Raw genomic sequence first — 23,714 nt, forward strand, 5'->3', positions numbered from 1 at the left:
TTCTTGTGGCGAGCGGGCTTGCCCCGCGTTGGGCTGCGCAGCAGCCCCAAAACCTGTGTCTGCGGCGTATCTGGCACACCGCACTCGGCCTTGACGGGGGCGCTTCGCACCCCAACGCGGGGCAAGCCCGCTCGCCACAACAAGCCCACTGGCCACAAACAAGCTAGCTCGCCAGAGCCGGATGATTGCGTTACTGCGGCTGCGCCACCATCGCGCGCCAGGCCTGAACGCTTGGGCGCTCGTTGACCCTGGCGTGCCAGGCCAGCAGCGACTCGCAGTCCTGCGGGACGGGCAGGTTCACGAGGTCGGCGAAGATCATGCCGCCCAACACGGCGATGTCGGCCATGGAAAACTCATTACCGGCAACAAACGGGCGAGTCTTCAGCAGGCCGTCGAAATAGCGCATGCCCCTGATCGCCTTGTCACCCATGCGGTTGCCCCATTCGGCGTTCTGATACAGCTCAACCTCTGGCCCGAGGCCAGGTGTGGCGTGGTGGAAGTACACGCTGACCGCGTCCATAAATTCGATTTCGGCGCGCTTGGTCATCATATGGATCAGGCCCTGCTCGGTCGGCGTCTTGCCGGTGAGCGTCGGATGGCCGTGCAGCGTATCCAGGTATTGGGTGATGGCCGTGCATTCGGCGATGAGCGTACCGTCGTCGAGTTCCAGCAGCGGCAAGGTGCCGGAGTAGTTAAGGGCCAGAAAAACGGGCTTTTTATGCTCACCGTTCCACAAATTGACCGAAACGAATTCGATGCTGGGCAGCAAGCCCTTTTCCGCCAGTGCAATACGAACACGGGCAGGATAAGGGCCGTTGTACCAGTCATAAATTTTCATGGGGGATCTCTCGCTCAAAGGGTGTTGAAAGGCTTGACCAGAACACCTACCTGTCAAGTGGTAGGTAAAGACTGAGCGCCTTGTCAGCCCCTGTCAAGCACTACCTACCAGTTGGCAGGCAAATGCTTGTGGGCGTAGAATCCGATCCCTGTCCCTCGACCAAGGAATCCACCTGTGAGCGTCAATGCACGCGAAGCCATCCTCGAAGCCACGAGGATTTCGGCCCAGCACTACGGCTACAACGGCATCAACTTTCGCAGCATCGGCGAGACGGTGGGGATCAAGAACGCCAGCATCTACTACCACTTCGCCAGCAAGGCCGACCTCGGCGCCGCGGTGGCCAGGCGTTACTGGGAGGACACGGCAACGGCCCTCGACACCCTGCGCAGTGACCACCCACAACCGCTGGACTGCCTGCAGCACTACCCGAACATCTTTCGCAGGACCCTCGAAGACGGCAACCGCCTGTGCCTGTCCAGCTTCATGGCGGCCGAATACCAGGATTTACCGGAAGCCGTGAAGCAAGAAGTGCTGACGTTTGCCGACATCAACATCGCCTGGCTCGCGGACCTGCTCGCACAACTCGCCACCGGCGAGGCCGACGTGTGCCAACGCCGCGCACGTGCCATCTACACCGCCATCGCCGGCGCGCAATTGATCGCGCGCAGCCGCGCCGACATCGACCTCTACGACGAACTGGTGCAAACCTACCGGGACGCGGGGCTGATCCCGACCTAGCGGCACTGTTGGCCCAACAACACTGCGCGGACAGCCTGTGCTGAATCAACACAGACAAATCACCTTAGGAGTAACGTCTATCCATTTGATATAAAAGCAGTTATCAGCCTGGCACGGCGCGTGCAAATACCTTCGCATACCCTTCGAAGGATGCCGCCATGCCCCACACACTGCCCCAGGCGCTGCTGCACCAGGCCCGAACCCGTGGCTCGGCGATTGCTTTGCGCCACAAGCGCCTGGGTATCTGGCATGAACGCAGCTGGAGCGAACTGGCCCGGGACGTCGGCCAGCTCGCCGCCGCCCTGCAACAGCGCCAGTTCGGGCGCAACGATGATCTGTTGATCATCAGCCAGGCGCATCCCGAAGCGCTGCTGATGGCATTGGCCGCGCAGTGGTTGGGCGCCAGCGTCACCCTGCTTGACCCCGACCGTGACCACCGCGCATTGCTGAACGGGCTGCGACCGCGCTTCGTGCTCGTGCAGAACCTCGACGCGCTGCAGCAACTGAGCGGGCACAGTGTGATTGTGTACCTCGACGGACGAGGCCTGAGCCAGCACCTCAACGCCAACCTGATCGCCTACGCCGACCTGCGCACCGACGCCCCTGCGCCACCCTGCGCACGCCAATCCGATGCGACCGCCTTCGTTTTTCACGCAGGCACCGCGCTGGGCCTGACCCACGCGCAGTTACTGGCCGACGCGCGCGCACTGGTCGAGCGCGAACGGCTCAGCGCAGGCGAAGAGGCCCTGGCCGCGCGGGTATTCGCCGCCAGCGGCCAGGCGCGCTACCTGCTCGCGCCCTGGCTGCACGCAGGCTTTCGTCTGAACTTCCCCGAAGCCCTGGCCACCCGCGACACCGACCGCCGCGAGCTGGGCCCGACGCTGGTGCTGGGCACCCGCGAATCCTACGCGCGCCTGGAGCACTGGGTGCGTGAACGCCTGCCGCTGCCGGGCACTGTCAGCCATGCGCTGTACCGCTGGGCCCTAAAGCCGAGCGAATCACCCGTGCGCCGTTGGCTGGGCCACTGGCTGGTGCGCCGGCCCTTGCTCGATGTGCTGGGCATGAGCCGACTGCGCGTGCCGTTGCTGGTGGGGCCGGCGCTGAGCCCACACAGCGCGACGTTCTTCGCTGCGCTGGGGATTCATCCCGGCCACTGGCAGGAACCCGCTGCGCGCCTCGAAGCCACCGACTCCATGCTTTCCCAATCTGCCTGACGAGCCCACCATGCGCCCTTTCACTGATTCGGTATTACTGCGGCTCGATGACATCTCCTTATCATTCAAGGGCGTCAAGGCCATTACCTCGATCAGTTTCGAGGTCAAGACCGGCCACATCTGCGGGCTGATCGGCCCCAACGGCGCCGGTAAAAGCTCGCTGCTCAACGTGATCAACGGCGTTTACACGCCGCAGAGCGGGCGCATTCACTACGCCGGCCAGACGCGCCAGCGCATGCGGGCGCATCAGGCGGCCGAAGGCGGCATTGCACGCACCTTCCAGAACATCGCGCTGTTCAAGGGCATGAGCGTGCTCGATAACGTACTCACCGGTCGCAACCTCAAGCGCCGCAGCAGTTGGATCGAACAGATGCTGCGCCTGGGCCGCGCGCCACGCGAAGACGACGCCCACCGTCTATACGCGGAAAAGATCATCGCCTTTTTGCAGATCCATCCCTGGCGCCATGCGCTGGTGGGCACCCTGCCCTACGGCCTGCAAAAACGCGTCGAGCTGGCCCGCGCCCTGGCCGCCGAACCCACGCTGTTGTTGCTGGATGAGCCCATGGCCGGCATGAACGCCCAGGAGAAGGTGCAGATGAGCCAGTTCATTCGCGACATCAACCGCGAGTTCGGCACCACCGTGGTGTTGATCGAACACGATATCGGCGTGGTCATGGGCGTGTGCGACCACGTGGTGGTGCTCGACTACGGTCGCAAGATCGGCGACGGCACCCCGCAACAGGTGCGCGCCAACCCTGACGTTATCGCTGCCTACCTGGGGAGCTGAGCATGGAGTTTTTCTTCGAAGTGCTGATCGGCGGCCTGCTGGCGGGCGTGATGTATGCGCTGGTGGCAATCGGTTTTGTGCTGATCTACAAGGCCTCGGGGGTGTTCAACTTCGCCCAGGGCGCCATGGTGCTGTTCGCCGCGCTGACCTTTGTCAGCCTGCTCGAGCGCGGCCTGCCGTTTGCCTGGGCCTTCGTGGCGACGCTGGCGAGCATGGTGGTGCTGGCGCTGCTGATCGAAAAAGTGGTGCTGCGCCCACTGGTCAATCGCCCGCCGATCATCCTGTTCATGGCCACCCTGGGCCTGTCCTACCTGATCGAAGGGTTTGCGCAGTTTTTGTGGGGTGCGCAGGTGCATGGCCTCGACCTCGGCATTGCCGACGAACCGCTGGAAATCCGCGGCATGCTGCTGTCGCAATTCGACCTGTTTGCCGCCGGCACCGCCGCCGTGCTGGTGGTGGCGCTGTCGTTGCTGTTCAACAAGACGCGGATCGGCCTGTCGTTGCGCGCGGTGGCGGATGATCCGCTGGCCTCGATGGCGGTGGGTATCCGCCTGCCACGCATCTGGGCGCTGGTGTGGGCGGTGGCCGGTTTTGTCGGGCTGGTGGCCGGGTTGCTGTGGGGCGCGCGCCTGGGGGTGCAGTTCTCGCTGTCGCTGGTGGTGCTCAAGGCCTTGCCGGTGCTGATCATCGGCGGGTTTTCCTCGATCAGTGGGGCGATTGTCGGCGGTTTGATCATCGGTGCCACCGAGAAAGTCGCGGAGATCTACCTCGGCCCGATTATCGGCAGTGGCATTGAGAACTGGGTGCCCTACGTGCTCGCCATGCTGTTTCTGCTGGTGCGCCCGGCAGGGTTGTTCGGCGAACGCGCCATCGAACGGGTCTGATTGCCCTGAGGAAATGCCTGCATGCTGTATCAAGAAGTCGGTCAACTGAGTACCTCCTACGCGGCCGAGCGCCGCACGTTCCGCCTGCGCCAGGACCGCATCGCGTTGTGGCTGCTGCTGGGGCTGGCCTTTGTCGGCGTGCCCTGGCTGGGCAATGACTACTGGTTCAGCGCGATCCTCGTGCCGCTGCTGGTGTTGTCGCTGGCCGGCCTTGGCCTGAACCTGCTTACCGGCTACGCCGGGCAGCTGTCGCTGGGCTCGGCGGCGTTCATGGCAGTGGGCGCGTTTGCCGCCTACAACCTGCAATTGCGCGTGCCCGGCTTGCCGCTGCTGGTGAGCTTCGCCCTGGGCGGTGTGATCGCCGCGCTGGTGGCGGTGCTGTTCGGTTTGCCGAGCCTGCGCATCAAAGGCTTTTACCTGCTGGTGGCGACGCTTGCCGCACAGTTCGTGGTGGAGTGGGTGCTCACCCGCTTCAGTTGGTTTACCAATGACAACGCGTCCGGCGTGATCACCTCGCCACCGCTGCTGATTGCCGGGCTGGACTTCAGCTCGCCTCGGGGTCGCTACGTATTGACCCTGGCGGTGGTGGTGGCGCTGTTCTGGCTGGGCAAGAACCTGGTGCGCAGCGAACTGGGCCGCAACTGGATGGCGGTGCGCGACATGGACACCGCCGCCGCCGTCATCGGCATTCGCCTGTACAAGGCCAAGCTGCTGGCGTTCGCCATCAGCGGCTTCTACCTGGGCATCGCCGGCTCACTGTGGGCATTCGCTTATCTGGGCACCGTGGAGCCCCACGGTTTTGACCTGAGCCGCTCGTTCCAGGTGCTGTTCATCATCATTATCGGCGGCCTGGGCAGTGTGCTCGGCAACCTTCTCGGCGCGGCCTTCATCGTGCTGTTCCCGATTCTGCTGGGCAATCTCTTCGCGCTGCTGCCTGCCGGGTTGATGGACGCGGGCCAGCTGGAAAATATCCAGAAGATGCTGTTCGGCGCGCTGATCATCGCCTTCCTGATCAAGGAACCGGAGGGGCTGGCCCGGCTGTGGCAGCGCTTTCGTCAACGGGCCAGGGTGTGGCCGCTGCGTTACTGAATTCAGTTACTGACATTCAATCACTGCTCAAGGAATCGCCTCTATGCCCCACCGCTTATCGCTGCGCCGCCTGGCACTTGGCCTGGCCTTGATGACCGCCGGGTTCACGGCCGCGGCCCAGGCCGCCAACGAACAATACTTTCCTTTGCAAAGCTACCGCGTCGGCCCTTATGCCGCTGGTGGCAGCGGGTTCTTCGGCGGGTTCATCGACTACCTGCAATACGTCAACGCCCAGGGCGGCGTGAACGGCGTCAAGCTGACCTGGAGCGAATGCGAAACCGAGTACGTGGTGGAAAAAGGCGTCGAATGCTACGAGCGCCTCAAGGGCGGGCTCAACGGTGCGCCGGCAGCGGCCACCAACCCGCTGTCAGTGGGCATCGCCTATGCCACGCTGGAGCGCTCAAGCGCCGACAAGCTGCCGCTGATCACCATCAACCACGGCCGCACCGACTCCACCGACGGCAGCGTCTTCCCCTATGTGTTCCCGTTGCAGCTCAACCCGTATTCAGAAGTCTCGGCGATCATCAATTACATCGGCCAGCGTGAAGGCGGCGCCGACAAGCTCAAGGGCAAGAAAATCGCCGTGCTCTATCACGGCTCGCCGTATGGCAAGGAAACCAACGGCGTGCTGGAGACTCTGGCGAAAAATGCCGGCTTCGAACTGACCCTGCTCGAAGTGCCCCACCCGGGCAACGAACAGCAATCGCAATGGCTGAACATCCGCCGCCTCAAGCCGGACTGGGTGATCCTGCGCGGCTGGGGCGTGATGAACCCGGTGGCGCTCAAGTCGGCACAAAAAGTCGGCTACCCGGCCGATCACATCATCGGCAACATCTGGAGCAATTCGGAAGAAGACGTGGTGCCGGCCGGCAGCGCCGCCAAGGGTTTCATCGCCATCACCACTCACCCTTCGGGCACCGACTTTCCCGTGCTGCAAGGCATTCAGCACAGCGTGATCGACCCGGGCAAGGGCAACCTCGCCGACCCCAAGCGCTTTGGCACCGTGTATTACAACCTGGGCGTGGTCAACGGCATTCTCAACGTCGAAGCCGTGCGCCTGGCCCAGGAGAAATACGGCCACCAACCCCTGACCGGCGAGCAGGTGCGCTGGGGCTTCGAGCACCTGAACCTGGACGATGCGCGGTTGCAGGCGCTGGGCGCCAAGGGCCTGGTGCAGCCGCTGAAGCTGTCCTGCGCCGACCATGAAGGCGGCGGCGCGGTGCGTTTCCAACAATGGGACGGGCAGCGCTGGAACCTGATCAGCGACTGGGTGCAGGCCGACCGCGCGCTGTTGCGCCCCATCATCGAGGCCTCGGCGAAGCAGTACGCCAAGGAAAAAGGCATCACCCCGCGCGACTGCAGCCAGGCGCAATAAACGGGTGAAAAGAGCGCCAGGGAAGGCGCCACTCGGCAGCGACGAGTTGTACACAAAATAACGCTAAAGCTTTACCACCATCAGGCCGAAACAGTCAGTGAAATCAAGTCGCCGTGCCCACCCAGGGCAGACGATTTGGCCGCCCTCCCCGCTGATGGTCGTCTCCATGAAAATAAAGAACAAGCTGGTGCTCGCGTTCGTCTGCGTCGCTTTTATCCCGGTCAGCCTGGTCGCGGTGATCTCTGTCATGAACACGCGCACCGAGGCGGTCGATCAGTTCATCGATGGCAGCACCCGCGAGATTCGTCAGATTGACGGCAATATCCGGCAGTTCTTCGATGGCACGGTGCAGAACGTCGACCAAATGGCCGCCGATCCTGTATACACCTCTGTTGACACACTGAAGAACTACCAGGGCGCCGATGCGGCCAGCCAACCGATGCCGCCCCAGGCCCAGCGCGTGATCGAGCAGTTTGCTCGCTTTGGCACCACTCACCCGGCGGCGGCCATCTTGTCCATTGGCCTTGAGGACGGCACCTACGTCAAATGGCCTGACGATCCGCAACTGGCCAAATACGACCCGCGCGCCCGCCCGTGGTACAAGGCCGCCATGGCCAGCCCCGGCAAGACCGTGCGCACCCCGGCTTACTATTACGATAAAGATGACGTGGCCCTGGTGGGCACTGCGCGCACGTTGCTGGATAACGCCGGCAAGCCCAAGGGCGTGTTCGTGGTCAGTGTGTCGCTGAAGAATCTCACCGAGTTGCTCAAGAGCATCAAGCTGGGAGACAGCGGCTACGTGATGCTGATCGAAGACGGCGTGGTGCTGGTGGACCCGCGCGATGCCGCGCACAACTTCAAGCCGCTCAAGGACCTCGGCGCGCCGTACGCGCAGTTGGCCAACACCCCTCAGGGCTCCACCGAGGTGGTGATCGACGGCGTGCGCTACATGGCCAACATCTGGACCTCGCCAGGTCTGGGCTGGCGTTATGTGGGACTGATTGAATACAACGAAGTGATGGCAGCCGCGACCCGCATGACTTACATCACGGCCGTGATCGTGGTGGTGCTGGTGCTGATCTTCGGGCTGCTCGCGGCGGCGTTTTCCAAGGTGATCGTCAAGCCGATCGGCCAGGTCAGCAGTGGCTTGCAGTCAATCGCCGAGGGCGAAGGCGACCTGCGCCATGACCTGCACGTGCAGGGCAAGGATGAAACCGCGGAACTGGCCGGCTGGTTCAACAAGTTTCTTGCCGCGATTCGCCATCTGATCCAGCGCATCGGGTCGGCATCGACCAATTTGCAGGACGCCTCACGGGTCAACAGCGAAGTGGCGCACAACATGAACGAAGCGGCCGGGCGCCAGCGCGAGGCTGTGGAGCTGGTATCGACCGCGTTCAATGAAATGGTCGCCACCGCCAACGAGGTGGCGCGTTCCTGCAGCGGCGCGGCCGAGTCGGCCGAAAACGGTCACCGTCGTGTCGCCGAGGGCAAACAGCAGATCGAAGTGACCACCGACAACGTCAACCGCCTGGGCCGGCGCCTGAGCGAATCGTCCCAGGCCATGGTCGAGCTGGAAGCCGGCAGCCGCAGCATCAACCAGATCCTCGGCACCATCCGCGCGATTGCCGAACAGACCAACCTGCTGGCGCTCAACGCCGCCATCGAAGCCGCCCGGGCCGGTGACCAGGGCCGTGGTTTTGCGGTGGTGGCCGATGAAGTGCGCGCGCTGGCCAAGCGCACGTCCGACTCCACCGGCGAAATCGAGCACCTGCTGGGCTCCCTCGGCAGCAAGACCGAGGAAGTCACGCAGAAGATGAACAGCTGCATGGACTTGTCCCGCGCCAGCGTGTCATCCATCGAAAGCGCGCGCGACAGCTTCGAAGGCATCCAGACCTCGGTCAACGAAATCCGCGACCAGAACCTGCAGATCTCCGCCGCCGCCGAAGAACAACACAGCGTGGCCGAAGAGATCAATCGGCATATCCAGCAGATCTACGACGAAGCACGGCTGGTGGAAAGCCTGGCCCATTCGGCGCAGGACGACTCGGGGCGGTTGTCGCAACTGTCGGACGAGTTGAATGGGTTGGTGGGACGGTTCAAGTCCTAGGGACTGATTAACCGTTTGTATAGAGCGAACCCTTGTGGCCGCCTGAAACTTCAGGTTTAAAATCAATAAGTTATTTTGTGTTTGATAAGAGCTGCGGTGCGACGATTCGACTTGCCCGCGAAAGCGGTGGGTCTTCAACATCAATGTTTGCTGGGCCGACGCCATCGGGAGCAAGCCCCCTCCCACATTTTTTACAGCGTTCGGGCACACCGAGCCTGGGCGAGGTGCCGAGTGTTGGGGCAAGAGCGTTTTGCTTACTTTTGCGCTTTTCAAAAGTGAGCCGCCGTAAGGGCGGAACCCTAAGCCGCCGTTACCGCACAACCGATATGTACACCGAAAAGTCGCACCGCTCGTTGCTTCGAGCATCACGTTGGCTTAACTGAACGGCATTAGGGCAAGCTCGCTAGCCACAACACGCCCGCTCCTCACGGAGAAGCTGTGTCAGCTGCAGGCCGCTGAGCTTTTTTTGAAATGCTCGTAAAACGCCAGCGCAGCCACATTCTTGTCCTTGGCTTCGAGCATGATGTCGAAACGATCAAAAAACTGCAGCGCGTAATCGTTGGTCCAGCGGTTCCACATTTGCGCGCTGTGGGCGTACAGGTCGCGCTTGGAGACCACCTTCAGCAAGGCATCCATTTCCAGTTTGTGCTCGGCGTCAAAGCCCATTTCCTGCAATACCTCCTGAGGCTGGGAGTAATGCAGGGTCGGGCGCACGCCGCGCCAGCTTTCGATCACGCGGGCAACCCGTGGCGAATCGGGGTCGATGTAGTCGTTTTCGTTGATCCAGCAGTGGTGAATATCCAGCACCACGGGCGCCAGGTCGGCCACTTGCAGGCAGTGATCGAGGCCGTAGGTCTTTTCGTCGTTTTCGAACGTAATGCAGTTGCGCGCCACTTCCGATAAACGCGACCACACCGCGCGCGTGCCCGCCACGCCCAGGCGACCGGCGATGTGCACGTTGCATTTGAGGTCCTGGAAGCGCCGGCCATAGCCCATCATGCGGATCATGTCGGCGTGGTATTCGAATTCGGCCAGGCTGTTTTCCACCACGCCGGGGTTTTCCGAGCCGAGCACGCAGTACTGGCCGGGATGGAATGACAAACGAATGTCAGACGCGCGCGCCAGGTCGCCGATGGCGGCAAAACCTTCGAGCAATTGGCTGGCAATGGCCGGGTCCTGGTAGAAGACGGCGACTTTCGGGTGGCTGTAGAACGGCAGCAGGTCGCTGCTCAAGCGCAGCATGCGCAGGGTCGGTGGCAGGTCGGCAACGTAGGCCAGCAGACGCAGTTGGGCCGCCAGGTTATGGGTGACTACCTCGACCAGCTTGGCGCGGGCGACCTCTGGCGCCACCCCGTCCATCCAGCGCAACGTGGTGGTACGCGGGTTGTACGGGCCTTCGATCAACTTGAGGGCGCTGTTGGACAGCAGGCGTTCTGGGTGCCGGTACTGGCACGCAAAACCGATGCGAGGGTGGGTCATGGAAGGGCCTGGCGTGGAAGTATTGAGCAGGATTGTAAGGTGTTGGGCCGGCGGCTGACCCTGGCGGTTCATAATATTTAGACACGAGATGCGCTGAACTTTCTGACAAACGCTGCGTTCCTTTCCTATGCGCTGCCCCGAACCTGGGGCGTTGTACAACAAGGAGCCGTTCCCCCATGACTACCCTTCCCGCGTATCAACGCATCACCCCCGGGCCGCTGCATGCGACCTTGCTCGCCGGCACCGTGCCGCTGTTTCTCGGCGCCCTGCTCAGTGACATCGCCTACACCCAGACTTTCCAGATTCAGTGGGCCAACTTTGCCTCCTGGCTGATCGCCGGTGCGCTGGTGTTCTGCGGTTTGGCGCTGTTGTGCGCGCTGGTCAACCTGGTACGCGCCGAGCGCAAGGCCGGGGCACCGCTGCTGTACGTTTTGCTGTTGCTGGCCACCTGGGTCCTGGGCCTGGTCAATGCCTTCCAACACGCCAAGGATGCCTACGCCGCCATGCCCGCCGGCCTGGTGCTGTCGGCCATCGTGCTGCTGCTGACCCTGGCGGCAACCTGGACTGGCCTGCGCGCCGGAGGTGGCAAATGAAAACGTCCCACACCCTCACCTTATTGAGCGCCGCACTGCTGCTGGCTGCCTGCGGTGGCGAAGGCGACAAGACCCAGGCCCGTGGCCCGGATCCCAAGTTGCCGGAACAGCAAAGCAGCCTGCTGCCGAGCATGAAGATTGCCGAGCCGACCCCCTGGGGCGACCGCAAGCCCACGGTGCCCGAAGGCTTCAGTGTGACCGCCATTGCCACCGACCTGGCGATCCCGCGCCAGACCCTGGTGCTGCCCAACGGTGACATTCTGGTGGCCGAAGGTCGCGGTGGCAGCGCCGCCAAGCTCAAGCCCAAGGACGTGATCGCCAGCCTGATCAAGGCCGAAGGCAACACCAAGGTGAAGAGCGGCAACCGCATCACCCTGCTGCGCGATGCAGACGGCGATGGCAAGTACGAACTCAAGACCGTGTTTGCCGACAACCTCAACGCGCCCTACGGCCTGGCCTTCGCCAACGGCAAGCTCTATGTGGCCAATCAGGATGCGCTGGTGAGCTTCGACTATGCCGACGGCCAGACCAAAGCCAGCGGCGCACCGACCAAGGTCACCGACCTGCCGGCGCAGATCAATCATCACTGGACCAAGTCCCTGGCCGTGAGCGAGGACGGGCGCCAGCTCTACGTGGGCATCGGCTCCAACAGCAATGTGACCGAACGTGGCATGGAAGTGGAGATCGACCGCGCGATGGTCTGGCAGATCGACGCCGCCACTGGCGCGCACAAGCCTTACGCCACCGGCCTGCGCAACCCGACCGCGCTGACCATTCAACCGGGGTCCGGGCAATTGTGGACGGTGGTCAACGAGCGCGACGAACTGGGCCCGGACCTGGTGCCGGACTACCTGACTTCGGTGCGTGAAGGCGCCTTCTACGGCTGGCCCTACAGCTATTGGGGGCAGAACGTCGACCCACGTGCGCAACCGCAAAACCCGGCCAAGGTGGCCGCTGCGATCAAGCCGGATTACAGCCTCGGCTCCCACGTGGCGGCGCTGGGCGTGGACTTTTCCATCCCGGCCATGGGCGCCAGGTTTGCCGACGGCGTATTCGTGGGCGAACACGGCAGTTGGAACCGTCCCAACCCGGTGGGCTACAAAGTGATCTTCGTGCCGTTCAGCAATGGCAAGCCGGCTGGCGAGCCGATTGATTTCGCCACCGGCTTTCGCGGCGATGACGGCAAGACCCGCGGCCGCCCGGTGGGCGTGACAGTTGACCCCAAAGGCGCGCTGATCATTGCCGATGACCTGGCCAATACCATTTGGCGAATCACGCGCAACCCGTAACCTAGTCTGATAAACGGCGATCGAAATGTGGGAGGGGGCTTGCTCCCGATGGCAGTGTTTCAGTCAACATCTGCATTGACTGACCCACCGCCATCGGGAGCAAGCCCCCTTCCACACTTGATCGCCGCCGCTTTTAGAGGTCCGTGATTTCCTTGTGGCGCGGCACCAGCGTCTTCATCACGCTCCATGCCACCAGGTACGCCAGGGCGCAGATCGCGAACATGATCATGTAGCCGGTGTGGATGTCGTTGATCGACTTGTAATAGTCGAACACCCAGCCGCCGATCTTGGTCATCACCACACCGCCCAGGCCGCCGGCCATGCCGCCGATGCCGACCACCGAGGCCACGGTCTTCTGCGGGAACATGTCGGACACGGTGGTGAAGATGTTGCACGACCACGCCTGGTGCGCCGACGCGCCCACGCCAATCAGCAATACCGGTATCCAGAAGCTGATGTAGCCCAGCGGCTGCGCCAGCAATACCACCAGCGGAAACAGTGCGATCACCAGCATGGCTTTCATGCGGCCGTCGTAAGGTGCGTCGCCTCGGGCCATGAAGTAGCTGGGGAACCAGCCGCCGCCGATGCTGCCGACCATGGTCATGCTGTACAGCACGGCCAGAGGCATCACGATATCCGCACCTTTCATGCCGTACTGCGCCGACAGGTAGGTGGGCAACCAGAACAGGAAGAACCACCACACGCCGTCGGTCATGAACTTGCCGAAGGCGAAGGCCCAGGTCTGGCGGTAGGTGAGCAATTTGAACCAGGAGACTTTCTTTGCGACGCTGCCGGCAGGCGCCGGGGTGAGCGGCTGTGCGGTCTGGTCACTGCGGATGTAGGCCAGCTCTTCGGCCGACAGGCGTTTTTGTTGGTCCGGCTTTTCATACACGGCGGCCCAGATCGCCACCCACACGAAGCCGAGCATGCCGATCACCATGAAGGCCGCCTCCCAGCCCCACATGCCGGCAATCAGTGGCACGCAGATCGGCGCCAGGATCGCGCCCACGTTGGCACCCGAGTTGAAGATACCGGTGGCGAACGAGCGCTCCTTTTTCGGAAAGTATTCGGCGGTGGCCTTGATGGCGATCGGGAAGTTACCCGCCTCGCCAATCGCCAGCACCGCACGCGCCAGCATGAAACCGGCAATCGACACCGGGATCACCGCCAGACCGATTGCGCCGCTGACCGCCGCAATCCCCTCACCCATCGGCACCGCGAACGCGTGCAGGATGGCACCGCTGGACCAGATGCCGATGGCGATGACGTAAGCAGCCTTGGTGCCGATCCTGTCGACAAAACGCCCGGCAAACAGCATGGAAATCGCGTAGACAAACTGGAACACCGCCGCGATGTTGGCGTAGTCGGTGTTGCTCCAGCCAAATTGCGTCGACAACTGCGGCGCCAACAGGCTGAGCACCTGGCGGTCGAGGTAGTTGACGGTGGTGGCGAAGAACAGCATCGCACAGATGGTCCAGCGGTAATTGCCGACCGCCTGGCCGACACGATGGGCACTGATGGGCTCGTTCAGATTCATGGCATCACTTTTTTTATTTTTGTTAGGTAGGACATATGTAACGTCATATGTCGTCGTACAACTATGGCTTTTATATCGGGACGGCTACAGGGTGTCAATCTGAAATATTGCCGATTGGGCAAGGATTTAAAGGGGTATGAAAAACGGCAGCCGCAACAGGTTGTAGGATGACAGCCGCGCTTCACTCGATGGCCTTCTCGCCTGCAGGCGGAAAAGGCAAAAAAATATGCAACAAGGTGAATTATTTCGTGTCCGCGTGTATCTGAAGCAGCACAGCGGTGCCACTGCAACGATGGCACTCCCCCTGTTCTGTTTAGAGTGGCCTGCATGAAACTACGTAAGAAAAGCGTCAAACCCATCGGTTTGAAAGACATCACCATTGTCGACGATGCCAAGATGCGCAAGGCGATCACCGCCGCCGCACTGGGTAACGCCATGGAATGGTTCGACTTTGGCGTGTATGGGTTCGTCGCCTATGTGCTCGGCAAGGTGTTCTTCCCGGATGCCTCCCCCAGCGTGCAAATGATCGCAGCCCTGGCCACGTTCTCCGTTCCCTTCCTGATTCGTCCACTGGGTGGCCTGTTCTTCGGCGCACTGGGTGACAAATACGGGCGACAGAAAGTCCTCGCCGCCACCATCGTGATCATGTCCCTGAGCACGTTCGCCATCGGCCTGATTCCCGGCTATGCCTCCATCGGCATCTGGGCACCGATCCTGCTGCTGCTCTGCAAAATGGCCCAGGGCTTCTCGGTAGGCGGTGAATACACCGGCGCGTCGATCTTCGTCGCCGAATATGCTCCTGACCGCAAGCGTGGCTTCCTCGGCAGCTGGCTGGACTTCGGCTCGATTGCCGGTTTCGTGCTGGGCGCGGGCGTGGTGGTGTTGATTTCCACCGTGCTGGGTGAGGCGGACTTCGAAGCCTGGGGCTGGCGTCTGCCGTTCTTCCTGGCCCTGCCCCTGGGCATGATCGGCCTCTACCTGCGCCATGCGCTGGAAGAAACCCCGGCCTTTCAACAGCACGTCGACAAGCTCGAACAGGGCGACCGCGAAGGCCTGACCCATGGCCCCAAAGTGTCATTCAAGGAGATCGCCACCAAGCACTGGCGCAGCCTGCTGACCTGCATCGGTATCGTCGCGGCCACCAACGTGACGTACTACATGCTGCTCACCTACATGCCCAGCTACCTGTCGCATAACCTGCACTACGCCGAAAACAGCGGCGTGCTGATCATCATCGCAATCATGGTGGGCATGCTGTTCGTGCAGCCGTTCATCGGCTTTGTCAGCGACAAGATCGGCCGCAAGCCCTTCATCATCGCCGGCAGCATCGGCCTGCTGTTGCTGTCGATCCCCGCGTTCATGCTGATCACCAGCGGCAAGACCGGGCTGATTTTCGCCGGCCTGTTGATCCTCGCGGTGGTGCTGAACTTCTTTATCGGCGTGATGGCTTCCACCTTGCCGGCGATGTTCCCCACTCACCTGCGCTACAGCGCCCTGGCCAGTGCGTTCAACGTGTCGGTACTGATCGCGGGGGTTACCCCGACGGCGGTGGCCTGGCTGGTGGAAAGCACCAACAACCTGTTCATGCCCGCGTACTACCTGATGGTGTTCGCGGTAATCGGCCTGATCACCGGTCTGACCATGAAGGAAACCGCCAACAAGCCCCTGCGCGGCGCGGCGCCCGCGGCTTCGGACATGGAAGAAGCCAAGGAACTGTTGCAGGAACATCACGATAATATCGAGCAGAAGATCGAAGATATCGATGCCGAGATCGCCGCACTGGAAGCCAAGCGCAACAATCTGGTACAACAGCATCCACGCATCAACTAGTACCTGCCTGCACGTGGCGGCCTCGGTCGCCACGTCTTTGGAGTGTTCCAAATGGTTCCAAGCGTCATCGCCCCACAATCATTGCTCAGCGCGGACGAGCGCGCTGCCATTGCCGAAATCGAAGCCACCACCAGCATCCTGCAACTGGTCACCCGCCTGACCGGCATGCGCTTTGCCGGGATCGCCAAGTTCACCGACGTCGAGTGGGTGGTCTGTTCGGTCTACGACCCTTCGGGAATGGGCATCAACGCCAACGACGTGCTGGACCTGGAAACCACCCTGTGCAGCGAATTCTGCGTCAACCCCACGACCCTGTTCATCCCGCAAGTGAGCAAGAGCGGCCGTTTCGCGGTACGCCCGGTGGTCAAACAGTTCGACATTGAAAGCTACGCCGGCGCGCCGATCTTCCTCCCCGATGGCCGTCTCTACGGTGCCCTGTGCGCCCTGGATTCGCGCGCAATGCTGTTTGAAGACCCCAACCTGCCGGAAACCCTGAGCCTGTTCGCACGCTTGATCGGCTGCATTTTCTACGCAAACCTGTCGGTGTCCGAGCAGTAACGGAATGCCTGCAGCACAGGTCTCGAAACAATTAGAAATGAGCTGCCAGCTGAAGTACTGTCAGCCCCTGTTAGCTGCCTTGTATGGAATGCCTGCATGTCGACCGTTACCGCCACACCCTCCGCTGCCGCCCCTGCGCCCCAGATAAGCCCGTTGGTCATGCGCGTGTTGGGCGCCTGCGCCCTCGCTCACCTGATCAACGACCTGATCCAGGCCGTGCTGCCGTCGATCTACCCGATGCTCAAGGCCAACTACGGGCTGAGCTTCACCCAGGTCGGCCTGATCACCCTTACGTTCCAGCTCACCGCCTCGCTGCTGCAACCCTGGATCGGCTACCACACCGACCGTCACCCCAAGCCCTGGCTGCTGCCGGCCGGCATGGTGTGCACCCTGGTCGGTATCCTGATGCTGGCGTTTGTCGGCAGCTTCCCCGCCATCCTGATGGCGGCGGCGCTGGTGGGCGTGGGCTCGTCGACCTTCCACCCGGAAACGTCCCGCGTCGCGCGCCTGGCCTCGGGCGGACGCTACGGCCTGGCGCAATCGACCTTCCAGGTGGGCGGCAACACCGGCAGCGCCTTCGGCCCGTTGCTGGCGGCGGCGATCATCATTCCCTACGGCCAGACCCATATCGCCTGGTTCGGCCTGTTTGCCGTGTTCGCCATTCTGGTGCTGTACGGCCTGAGCCGCTGGTACCGCAACCACCTCAACCTGTTCAAGCTCAAGCAAGGCGGCAAGGCCACCCACGGCCTGTCCAAAGGCCGCGTGACCTTTGCCCTGGTGGTGCTGGCGGTGCTGGTGTTTTCCAAATACTTCTACATGACCAGCCTGACCAGCTACTTCACCTTTTACCTCATCGAAAAATTCCAGCTGTCGGTGTCCAGCTCGCAGATGTACCTGTTTCTGTTCCTCGGCGCCGTCGCCGTGGGCACCTTCGCCGGCGGCCCGATTGGCGACCGGATCGGCCGCAAGAAAGTCATCTGGTTCTCGATCCTCGGCGCGGCGCCGTTCACCCTCGCCCTGCCCTACGTCGACCTGTTCTGGACTGCCGTGCTCAGCGTGGTGATCGGTTTCGTGCTCGCCTCGGCCTTTTCGGCCATCGTGGTGTTCGCCCAGGAACTGGTGCCGGGCAATGTGGGCATGATCGCGGGGGTGTTCTTCGGGCTGATGTTTGGTTTCAGCGGGATCGGCGCGGCGTTGCTGGGCTTGCTCGCGGACAATCACGGTATCGAGTACGTGTACAAGATCTGCTCGTTCCTGCCGTTGGTGGGCATCCTGACGATCCTGTTGCCGTCGACCAAAGGCGTTTGATGAACCGGCTATCTGATATCACTGCGCCATCACTCTGAAAGCTCCGAAAACCCTGCGTGTGCGCTTACAATCGCGTTTTTAAACGCACACCCAGGCAACCCCGGCACCAACATGACGCTCGACCCTCCTACGATTCTGGCACTGACCGTTGCCCTGGCAGCCGCTGCCGCCCTTTACCTTGCGATTGAATGGCACAGCGTGCGCGAACCCTCGCTGTTGTTCTGGGCCAGCGGTTTCGCCACCATCGGCGTCGGTTCCACCCTGGCCTTGCTGCGCATCAACGGTTTTTTAATGATCGGCATCTGGCTCGCCAATGGCATGCTGGTGAGCGCGCACGTGCTGTTTCTGCTTGGCGTTGCACGGTTTACTCAGGTAAAGCTTTCGCGGGCCTGGTTGCTGATGCTTGTGGTGTGGTTCGGCATGCTGACGCTGCCCGCCGACCTGCCATGGTCCAAGGCCATGCTGGGCGTGCAGTCGCTGCTGGTGGCGTTGCCGACGCTACGGGCGAGCTACCTGCTGCGGCCCCACGGCAGCTCGCTGAGCATCGGCGCGGTACAGCTGCGCTACGTGCTGCGGTTTCACGGCGGCTTTTATGTGGTCAAAGCGCTGTCGGTGTTGATACCGGGCGCGCTGATCGACCTGGCTTCGTTCAAGGGCGAGATCATCCAGATTTCACTGGTGGAAGGCGCCATGGCGATCATGCTGATTGCGCTGTCGATGACCGGCTCCGAGCGCCATCGCCGCGAACAGCAGATCGCCCGGCTCGCCGCCCGTGACCCGCTGACCGCCCTCTACAATCGCCGCGCCCTGGAACTGCGGGCACCGCGTCTGCTGGCCAAGGTGTCGTCCACGCAACCCGGGGCGCTGCTGCTGATCGACATCGACAACTTCAAGCTGGTCAACGACCTCTACGGCCATACCGCCGGCGACCGCCTGCTGATCGACCTTAGCGAACTGATCCGCAGCGCGACGCCCCAGGGCGCGCTGTCGGCACGCCTGGGCGGCGATGAGTTCGTAATCCTGCTGAGCAACACCTCCACGCAGCAGATCATCGAACTGGGCAGTCACCTGCGCGAGCAATTCCAGCAACGCGCCGCGCAAGCCTTCACCACGCCCGCACCGGTCACCTTGAGCATCGGCGCCAACCTGTTCGACCAGCCACCTGCCTCGCTGGCGGCGGTGATCGAACTGGGCGACACCGCGCTTTACGAAACCAAGCGCGGCGGGCGTGACAGCCTGCAACTGGTAGACCGCACCGGCGCGGGCGGCCTGCGCTAGCGTCGTGAAAATCCATTTACGACGATGTAGAGCAACGGCCCCACCGACACGAACAGTGCCGTCAGCAAAAAGTACGGCAGCAGTGAGACAACCGAGCGCCCTCGCCCTTTGGCATCGCGGTACATCCACACACAGGCCAGCGCCGCCATCAGGTACAGGTCAATCACCACCTGGGCGGTGTCGGGGCGCGACATCAACTCGCGCCCGAAGGCCAGCAGCGATTGCTCGGCGGTTAACATCGTCGCCACGGTGTACAACGAAAACCCGACCAGAGCGATCAGGGCAATATAGGGTCTTGGCATCTTCTCCTCCTTGGAGCGTGAATCATCAAAGCGCTCACCTTAGCAGCAAGCTGGCACTGTGAAATATCTGTACGTAGACTGCCGCCATACCCCCACGTGAAGGCGGCGAAAAAAATCTGATGCAAGTTACCGAAGTCTCGATTGCCCAATTGCGCGCTGCGCTTGAGTCCGGCCAGACCACTGCCGTTGAACTGGTCAAGGCGTACCTGGCGCGGATCGATGCCTATGACGGCCCGCACACCGCCACCGCGTTGAACGCCGTGGTGGTGCGCAACCCTGATGCGCTCGACGAAGCCAAGGCGTCCGATGCGCGCCGGGCCAGGGGTGAAACACTCGGGCCGCTGGATGGCATTCCCTATACCGCCAAAGACAGTTATCTGGTCAAGGGCCTGACCGCTGCATCCGGCAGCCCGGCGTTTGCCAGGCTGGTCGCCCAGCGTGACGCCTTTACCATTGAACGGCTGCGTGGCGGTGGCGCCATCTGCCTGGGCAAGACCAACATGCCGCCGATGGCCAATGGCGGTATGCAGCGCGGCGTGTATGGCCGTGCCGAGAGCCCGTACAACGCCGATTACCTGACGGCGCCTTTTGCGTCCGGCTCGTCCAACGGTGCCGGCACGGCCACGGCGGCGAGCTTTGCAGCGTTCGGGCTGGCCGAGGAAACCTGGTCGAGCGGGCGTGGCCCGGCGTCGAACAATGGCCTGTGCGCCTACACGCCGTCGCGCGGGGTGATTTCGGTGCGCGGCAACTGGCCGCTGACCCCGACCATGGACGTGGTGGTGCCGTTCGCGCGCACCATGGCCGACCTGCTGGAAGTGCTCGACGTGGTGGTGGCCGAAGACCCCGACACCCGTGGCGACCTGTGGCGTCTGCAACCGTGGGTACCGATCCCAAGCGTCAGCGCGGTGCGCCCGGCGTCCTACGCGGCACTCGCTACCGACAGCGCCGCCCTCGCCGGCAAACGCTTTGGCGTGCCGCGCATGTACATCAATGCCGACCCCGAGGCCGGCACCAGTGAAAAACCCGGCATCGGCGGCCCGACCGGGCAGAAGATCAACACCCGCGCATCGGTGATCGACCTGTGGCACGCCGCACGCCAGGCGCTGGAAGCGGCTGGAGCCGAAGTGATCGATGTAGATTTCCCGCTGGTGTCCAACTGCGAAGGCGACCGCCCCGGCGCGCCGACCGTGTTTACCCGTGGCCTGGTATCCGAGGCATTTCTGCACGATGAGTTGTGGGAACTGTCGGCCTGGGCCTTTGATGACTTCCTGCGTGCCAACGGCGATCCGGCGCTCAACCGCCTGGCCGATGTGGACGGCCCGCAGATTTTCCCCCACGACCCAGGCACGCTGCCCAACCGCGAAGACGACCTGGCCGCCGGCATGGACGAATACGTGCGCATGGCCCAGCGCGGCATCACGCCCTGGAACGAAATCGCGACCTTGCCCGATGGCCTGCGCGGTCTGGAACACACGCGCCGGGTAGACCTGGAAGACTGGATGGACGCACGCGGACTCGACGCCGTGCTGTTCCCCACCGTGGCCGACGTGGGCCCGGCGGATGCCGACGTGAACGAAGCGTCCGCCGATCTCGCCTGGAGCAACGGCGTGTGGGTGGCCAACGGCAACCTTGCCATCCGCCACCTGGGCGTGCCCACCGTCACCGTGCCGATGGGCGTGATGGCGGACATCGGCATGCCGGTCGGCCTGACCTTTGCCGGCCGCGCCTACGACGACTCGGCGCTGCTGCGCTTTGCTGCGGCGTATGAAGCCACCGGCAGCCGTCGCCTGGTGCCGCCACGTACCCCGCCGCTGGCGAGTGAATGACAGGCTAAATGCAAATTCGAGGATCGCGAAACGCCCCGTGGCGAGCGGGCTTGCCCCGCGTTGGGCTGCGGAGCAGCCCCAAAACCAACCCCAGGGAGTGCCTGATACAGCGCATTCGTCTTTACTGGGGCTGCTTCGCAGCCCAACGCGGGGCAAGCCCGCTCGCCACAAGAGCCCTGTTTACCAGGGTTTAGCTGCTGCGCTTTGCTGCGGCGTATTAAGCCACCGGCAGCCGTCGCCCGGTGCCGCCGCGTACCCCGCCGTTGGCGACTGAATGACAGGCTAAATGCAAATTCGAGGATCGCGAAACGCCCCGTGGCGAGCGGGCTTGCCCCGCGTTGGGCTGCGGAGCAGCCCCAAAACCAGGCCAAGGAGTGCCTGATACAGCGCATTCGTCTTTACTGGGGCTGCTTCGCAGCCCAACGCGGGGCAAGCCCGCTCGCCACAAGCAAGCCCGCTCGCCACAAGAGCCCTGTTTGCAGAGGTTTAAACGTCGGCTTGCCGGCGTTGCCACTCGTCCACCGCATCCCCCAGTGTCTTGGGCGTGCCGTTGCGGATCCAGGCCATGAACGGCCGATCAAACTTGAACGCCGTACCACACTGCTCAAGCATGAACCGGCGTACGTTCTGCGTGTTCTTGTAGCCTGAGGTGACAGGCGTGGCGCGGGTAAGTCGGTCGCTGTGCCAGTTAAATTCCATTCAGGCTCTCGCAGGCGTCGGGTGATTGGGCATCAGCATAGTCCTTTCAAGATATTTCAAAAATTCACTTTCCTTCGCTTTCGAATCTATTGCATGGTTGTACGACAACTCACCTGGTGAGCGTGCGCCCCCACAACAATAAGGAACCCCCATGCAAAAATTCAAAGTGCTGATCGGTTTTCTGTGCCTGTTCGCCGGCTACGTCGCCGCTGCGCCAGCCCCTGCCGAAAAAGAGGTTGCCCAGGCCGTCGATCAACTGACCCAGGCCATGCTGCACCTGGACCTCAAGCAGCTCAACGCGCTGACCTCCGATAACCTCACCTACGGCCACTCCAGCGGCAAGGTGCAGACCAAGGCGCAATTTATCGCCGACCTGGAAAACCACGTCAGCGCGTTCAAAACCCTCGAAATGCAGAACCAGACCATCACCCTGAACGGTGACACCGCCCTGGTGCGCAATCACTTTCACGCCCTGGCAGTGAACAGCGGCGTCGACGTGCCGACCGATATCGACAACTTCCAGGTCTGGCAGAAGCAGAAAGGCAAGTGGCTGTTGATCGGTCGTCAGGCTTACAAGTACTGATTGGGCTCACCACGCTACAGCCTTACGCACCGTCATCAGCGCATCACGCAGCGCCGGCATGGGCACCGAGCCCAGGGCCAGGCGCAATGCGTGAGGCACTTGCGCCGAAACGGCAAACGGTTCGGCGGTGGACACGGACACACCTTTGCCCTGCAGCGTCATTGCCACCTGATCGGCGCGCAGGTTGTCCGCCAGGGGCAGCCACAGGAAATACGACGAGGCGTGGCTTACCGTCACCAGCCCTTTGAACACCTGCGCGGCCACGGCCTGTCGCGCCCGAGCATCCTCGCGCTTTTGCGCTTCCAGTTGCGCCACCGTGCCGTCTTCGAGCCAGGCCACGGCAATCGCACTCATCACCCCGGGTACGTTCCAGGTGGTAGCCATGAGGGTACGCTCCAATCCTCTCACCCAAGCCGCAGGCGCCGCGATGAAACCCACACGCAAACCGGTGGCGACGCTTTTGGACAGCCCGCCCACATACAGCGTGCGCTCCGGGGCCAGGGTCGCCAGCGGCGGCGGCGCTTGTTCAGCCAGAAAGGCGTAGGCCGCATCCTCGATGATCATCAGATTGTGCTGGCGGGCAATCGCCACCAGTCGCTCGCGTTGCGCCATGTCCATCACCCAACCCAGCGGGTTGTGAAGGGTCGGCATGCTGTACACGGCCTTGACCAGGCGCCTTTGACAGAGACCTTGCAAGTAGTCCAGGTCTGGCCCGCTGGTGGTGACCGGCATCGCGACGATGTCCAGATGCAAGGTTTCGGCCAGCACCTTGAAGCCCGAGTACGTCAGGGCATCCACCGCGATCACATCGCCGGGCTTGAGCAACGCCATCAGGCTGACGGCCAACCCATGCTGCGCGCCGCTGACCACCAGCACCTGCTCGGCCGCTACCGACAGGCCCCGGCTCAGCAAGTGGCGCGCTACCGCTGCACGTTCATGCAGGCGCCCGGCATGGGGCTGGTAGCGCAGCAGCGCCTCCAGGTCGCCGGACAGCGCCAACTGGCGTAACGCCGTGCGCAGCAGGTCCGCCTGACCCGGCAGCGACGGATAGTTGAAGTTCAGGTCGAGCAGGTCGCTCGCGACCGGCATCTGCCCACTGCCCTGCCCCGGCGGCAGGGCGATCTCACGCACGAAGGTGCCGCGCCCGGTTTCGCCGCTGACCAGGCCCATGGCTTCGAGTTCGCTGTACACGCGGCTCGCCGTGGCCAGCGCCAGACGGTGGTCGGCGGCCAACTGGCGATGGGTGGGCAGACGTGTTCCCGCCGGCATCCGGCCAGAGCGGATAGCCTGAGCAAAGCTGTCGACCAGCGACTTGTAGCGCGCACGGGGCATGAGCGATGTATCCATGACAATTTTTTGATTGTCTCAATGCTGCTGCCTAGGATGGCTACAACGCAACC

At 62.7% G+C, this 23,714-nt stretch carries 21 protein-coding genes and 1 pseudogene; 16 read left to right on the top strand and 6 right to left on the bottom strand.

Annotated features, from left to right (window positions below; genetic code table 11):
* Positions 1 to 190: 190 nt before the first annotated feature.
* Positions 191 to 838, bottom strand: a complete 648-nt coding sequence (locus tag ACXX81_RS10975; RefSeq protein ID WP_458571670.1) for a glutathione S-transferase — start codon at positions 836 to 838, stop codon at positions 191 to 193.
* A gap of 174 nt (positions 839 to 1,012) precedes the next feature.
* Between ACXX81_RS10975 and ACXX81_RS10980 the strand changes: the two genes are divergently transcribed.
* The 8 genes and pseudogenes from ACXX81_RS10980 to ACXX81_RS11015 all read left to right on the top strand — a co-directional run bounded on the left by ACXX81_RS10980 (position 1,013) and on the right by ACXX81_RS11015 (position 9,032).
* A complete protein-coding gene (locus tag ACXX81_RS10980) occupies positions 1,013 to 1,576 on the top strand; it encodes a TetR/AcrR family transcriptional regulator (RefSeq protein ID WP_458571671.1) in 564 nt (187 codons plus the stop codon).
* Between the two features lie 158 nt (positions 1,577 to 1,734).
* Positions 1,735 to 2,790 carry an AMP-binding protein gene (locus tag ACXX81_RS10985; RefSeq protein WP_458571672.1) on the top strand — a complete coding sequence of 352 codons (1,056 nt, stop codon included), beginning with the start codon at positions 1,735 to 1,737 and terminating at the stop codon, positions 2,788 to 2,790.
* 10 nt (positions 2,791 to 2,800) lie between these two features.
* Positions 2,801 to 3,577 (top strand): ABC transporter ATP-binding protein, encoded by a 777-nt coding sequence (locus ACXX81_RS10990; protein ID WP_209981675.1) that lies wholly within the window; start codon positions 2,801 to 2,803, stop codon positions 3,575 to 3,577.
* Positions 3,578 to 3,579: 2 nt separating this feature from the next.
* Entirely contained in the window at positions 3,580 to 4,461 is an 882-nt protein-coding gene (locus ACXX81_RS10995) for a branched-chain amino acid ABC transporter permease (RefSeq protein WP_458571673.1), read from the top strand.
* 21 nt (positions 4,462 to 4,482) lie between these two features.
* Positions 4,483 to 5,550 (top strand): branched-chain amino acid ABC transporter permease, encoded by a 1,068-nt coding sequence (locus tag ACXX81_RS11000; protein ID WP_458571674.1) that lies wholly within the window; start codon positions 4,483 to 4,485, stop codon positions 5,548 to 5,550.
* A 43-nt stretch (positions 5,551 to 5,593) separates the two neighbouring features.
* A complete protein-coding gene (locus ACXX81_RS11005; protein ID WP_209981669.1) occupies positions 5,594 to 6,925 on the top strand; it encodes an ABC transporter substrate-binding protein in 1,332 nt (443 codons plus the stop codon).
* 247 nt (positions 6,926 to 7,172) lie between these two features.
* Positions 7,173 to 8,174 (top strand): annotated as a pseudogene (locus tag ACXX81_RS11010) (cache domain-containing protein); the annotation flags it as partial.
* 90 nt (positions 8,175 to 8,264) lie between these two features.
* Entirely contained in the window at positions 8,265 to 9,032 is a 768-nt protein-coding gene (locus ACXX81_RS11015) for a methyl-accepting chemotaxis protein (protein WP_413469471.1), read from the top strand.
* 441 nt (positions 9,033 to 9,473) lie between these two features.
* Here ACXX81_RS11015 and ACXX81_RS11020 read toward each other — a convergent pair whose 3' ends face one another.
* A complete protein-coding gene (locus ACXX81_RS11020; protein WP_458571675.1) occupies positions 9,474 to 10,511 on the bottom strand; it encodes a UV damage endonuclease UvsE in 1,038 nt (345 codons plus the stop codon).
* A gap of 176 nt (positions 10,512 to 10,687) precedes the next feature.
* On the opposite strand from ACXX81_RS11020, the gene ACXX81_RS11025 reads away from it, so the two are divergent.
* Positions 10,688 to 11,104 (top strand): DUF2231 domain-containing protein, encoded by a 417-nt coding sequence (locus tag ACXX81_RS11025; RefSeq protein ID WP_458571676.1) that lies wholly within the window; start codon positions 10,688 to 10,690, stop codon positions 11,102 to 11,104.
* Positions 11,101 to 12,393 carry a PQQ-dependent sugar dehydrogenase gene (locus tag ACXX81_RS11030; RefSeq protein WP_458571677.1) on the top strand — a complete coding sequence of 431 codons (1,293 nt, stop codon included), beginning with the start codon at positions 11,101 to 11,103 and terminating at the stop codon, positions 12,391 to 12,393. The genes ACXX81_RS11025 and ACXX81_RS11030 overlap by 4 nt, the downstream gene beginning before the upstream one ends.
* Before the next feature lie 133 nt (positions 12,394 to 12,526).
* Here the strand turns inward: ACXX81_RS11030 and ACXX81_RS11035 are convergent, their stop codons facing one another.
* Positions 12,527 to 13,930: an MFS transporter gene (locus ACXX81_RS11035; RefSeq protein ID WP_209981658.1), complete on the bottom strand. Its 1,404-nt coding sequence runs from the start codon at positions 13,928 to 13,930 to the stop codon at positions 12,527 to 12,529.
* A gap of 327 nt (positions 13,931 to 14,257) precedes the next feature.
* On the opposite strand from ACXX81_RS11035, the gene proP reads away from it, so the two are divergent.
* The 4 genes from proP to ACXX81_RS11055 all read left to right on the top strand — a co-directional run bounded on the left by proP (position 14,258) and on the right by ACXX81_RS11055 (position 18,904).
* Entirely contained in the window at positions 14,258 to 15,760 is a 1,503-nt protein-coding gene (proP, locus tag ACXX81_RS11040) for a glycine betaine/L-proline transporter ProP (protein ID WP_209981655.1), read from the top strand.
* 51 nt (positions 15,761 to 15,811) lie between these two features.
* Positions 15,812 to 16,318, top strand: coding sequence for a GAF domain-containing protein (locus ACXX81_RS11045; protein ID WP_209981653.1), 507 nt, complete (start codon positions 15,812 to 15,814; stop codon positions 16,316 to 16,318).
* A gap of 96 nt (positions 16,319 to 16,414) precedes the next feature.
* The gene (locus ACXX81_RS11050; protein ID WP_209981651.1) at positions 16,415 to 17,626 is read left to right on the top strand and encodes an MFS transporter; all 1,212 of its coding nucleotides are present in this window, start codon (positions 16,415 to 16,417) and stop codon (positions 17,624 to 17,626) included.
* 111 nt (positions 17,627 to 17,737) lie between these two features.
* Entirely contained in the window at positions 17,738 to 18,904 is a 1,167-nt protein-coding gene (locus ACXX81_RS11055; protein WP_458571678.1) for a GGDEF domain-containing protein, read from the top strand.
* Here ACXX81_RS11055 and ACXX81_RS11060 read toward each other — a convergent pair.
* Positions 18,901 to 19,206: a DUF2834 domain-containing protein gene (locus tag ACXX81_RS11060; protein WP_231421155.1), complete on the bottom strand. Its 306-nt coding sequence runs from the start codon at positions 19,204 to 19,206 to the stop codon at positions 18,901 to 18,903. The genes ACXX81_RS11055 and ACXX81_RS11060 overlap by 4 nt on opposite strands.
* A 116-nt stretch (positions 19,207 to 19,322) precedes the next feature.
* On the opposite strand from ACXX81_RS11060, the gene ACXX81_RS11065 reads away from it, so the two are divergent.
* Positions 19,323 to 21,032, top strand: coding sequence for an amidase (locus ACXX81_RS11065; protein WP_458572580.1), 1,710 nt, complete (start codon positions 19,323 to 19,325; stop codon positions 21,030 to 21,032).
* A gap of 486 nt (positions 21,033 to 21,518) precedes the next feature.
* Here ACXX81_RS11065 and ACXX81_RS11070 read toward each other — a convergent pair whose 3' ends face one another.
* Positions 21,519 to 21,731, bottom strand: coding sequence for a DUF6434 domain-containing protein (locus ACXX81_RS11070; RefSeq protein ID WP_209981647.1), 213 nt, complete (start codon positions 21,729 to 21,731; stop codon positions 21,519 to 21,521).
* Between the two features lie 151 nt (positions 21,732 to 21,882).
* Between ACXX81_RS11070 and ACXX81_RS11075 the strand changes: the two genes are divergently transcribed.
* Positions 21,883 to 22,314 carry a nuclear transport factor 2 family protein gene (locus ACXX81_RS11075; RefSeq protein WP_322213489.1) on the top strand — a complete coding sequence of 144 codons (432 nt, stop codon included), beginning with the start codon at positions 21,883 to 21,885 and terminating at the stop codon, positions 22,312 to 22,314.
* A 6-nt stretch (positions 22,315 to 22,320) separates the two neighbouring features.
* Here ACXX81_RS11075 and ACXX81_RS11080 read toward each other — a convergent pair whose 3' ends face one another.
* Positions 22,321 to 23,646, bottom strand: a complete 1,326-nt coding sequence (locus ACXX81_RS11080) for an aminotransferase-like domain-containing protein (protein ID WP_458572581.1) — start codon at positions 23,644 to 23,646, stop codon at positions 22,321 to 22,323.
* Between the last annotated feature and the right edge of the window lie 68 nt (positions 23,647 to 23,714).

The sequence above is a fragment of the Pseudomonas sp. GNP013 genome, from assembly GCF_054343995.1.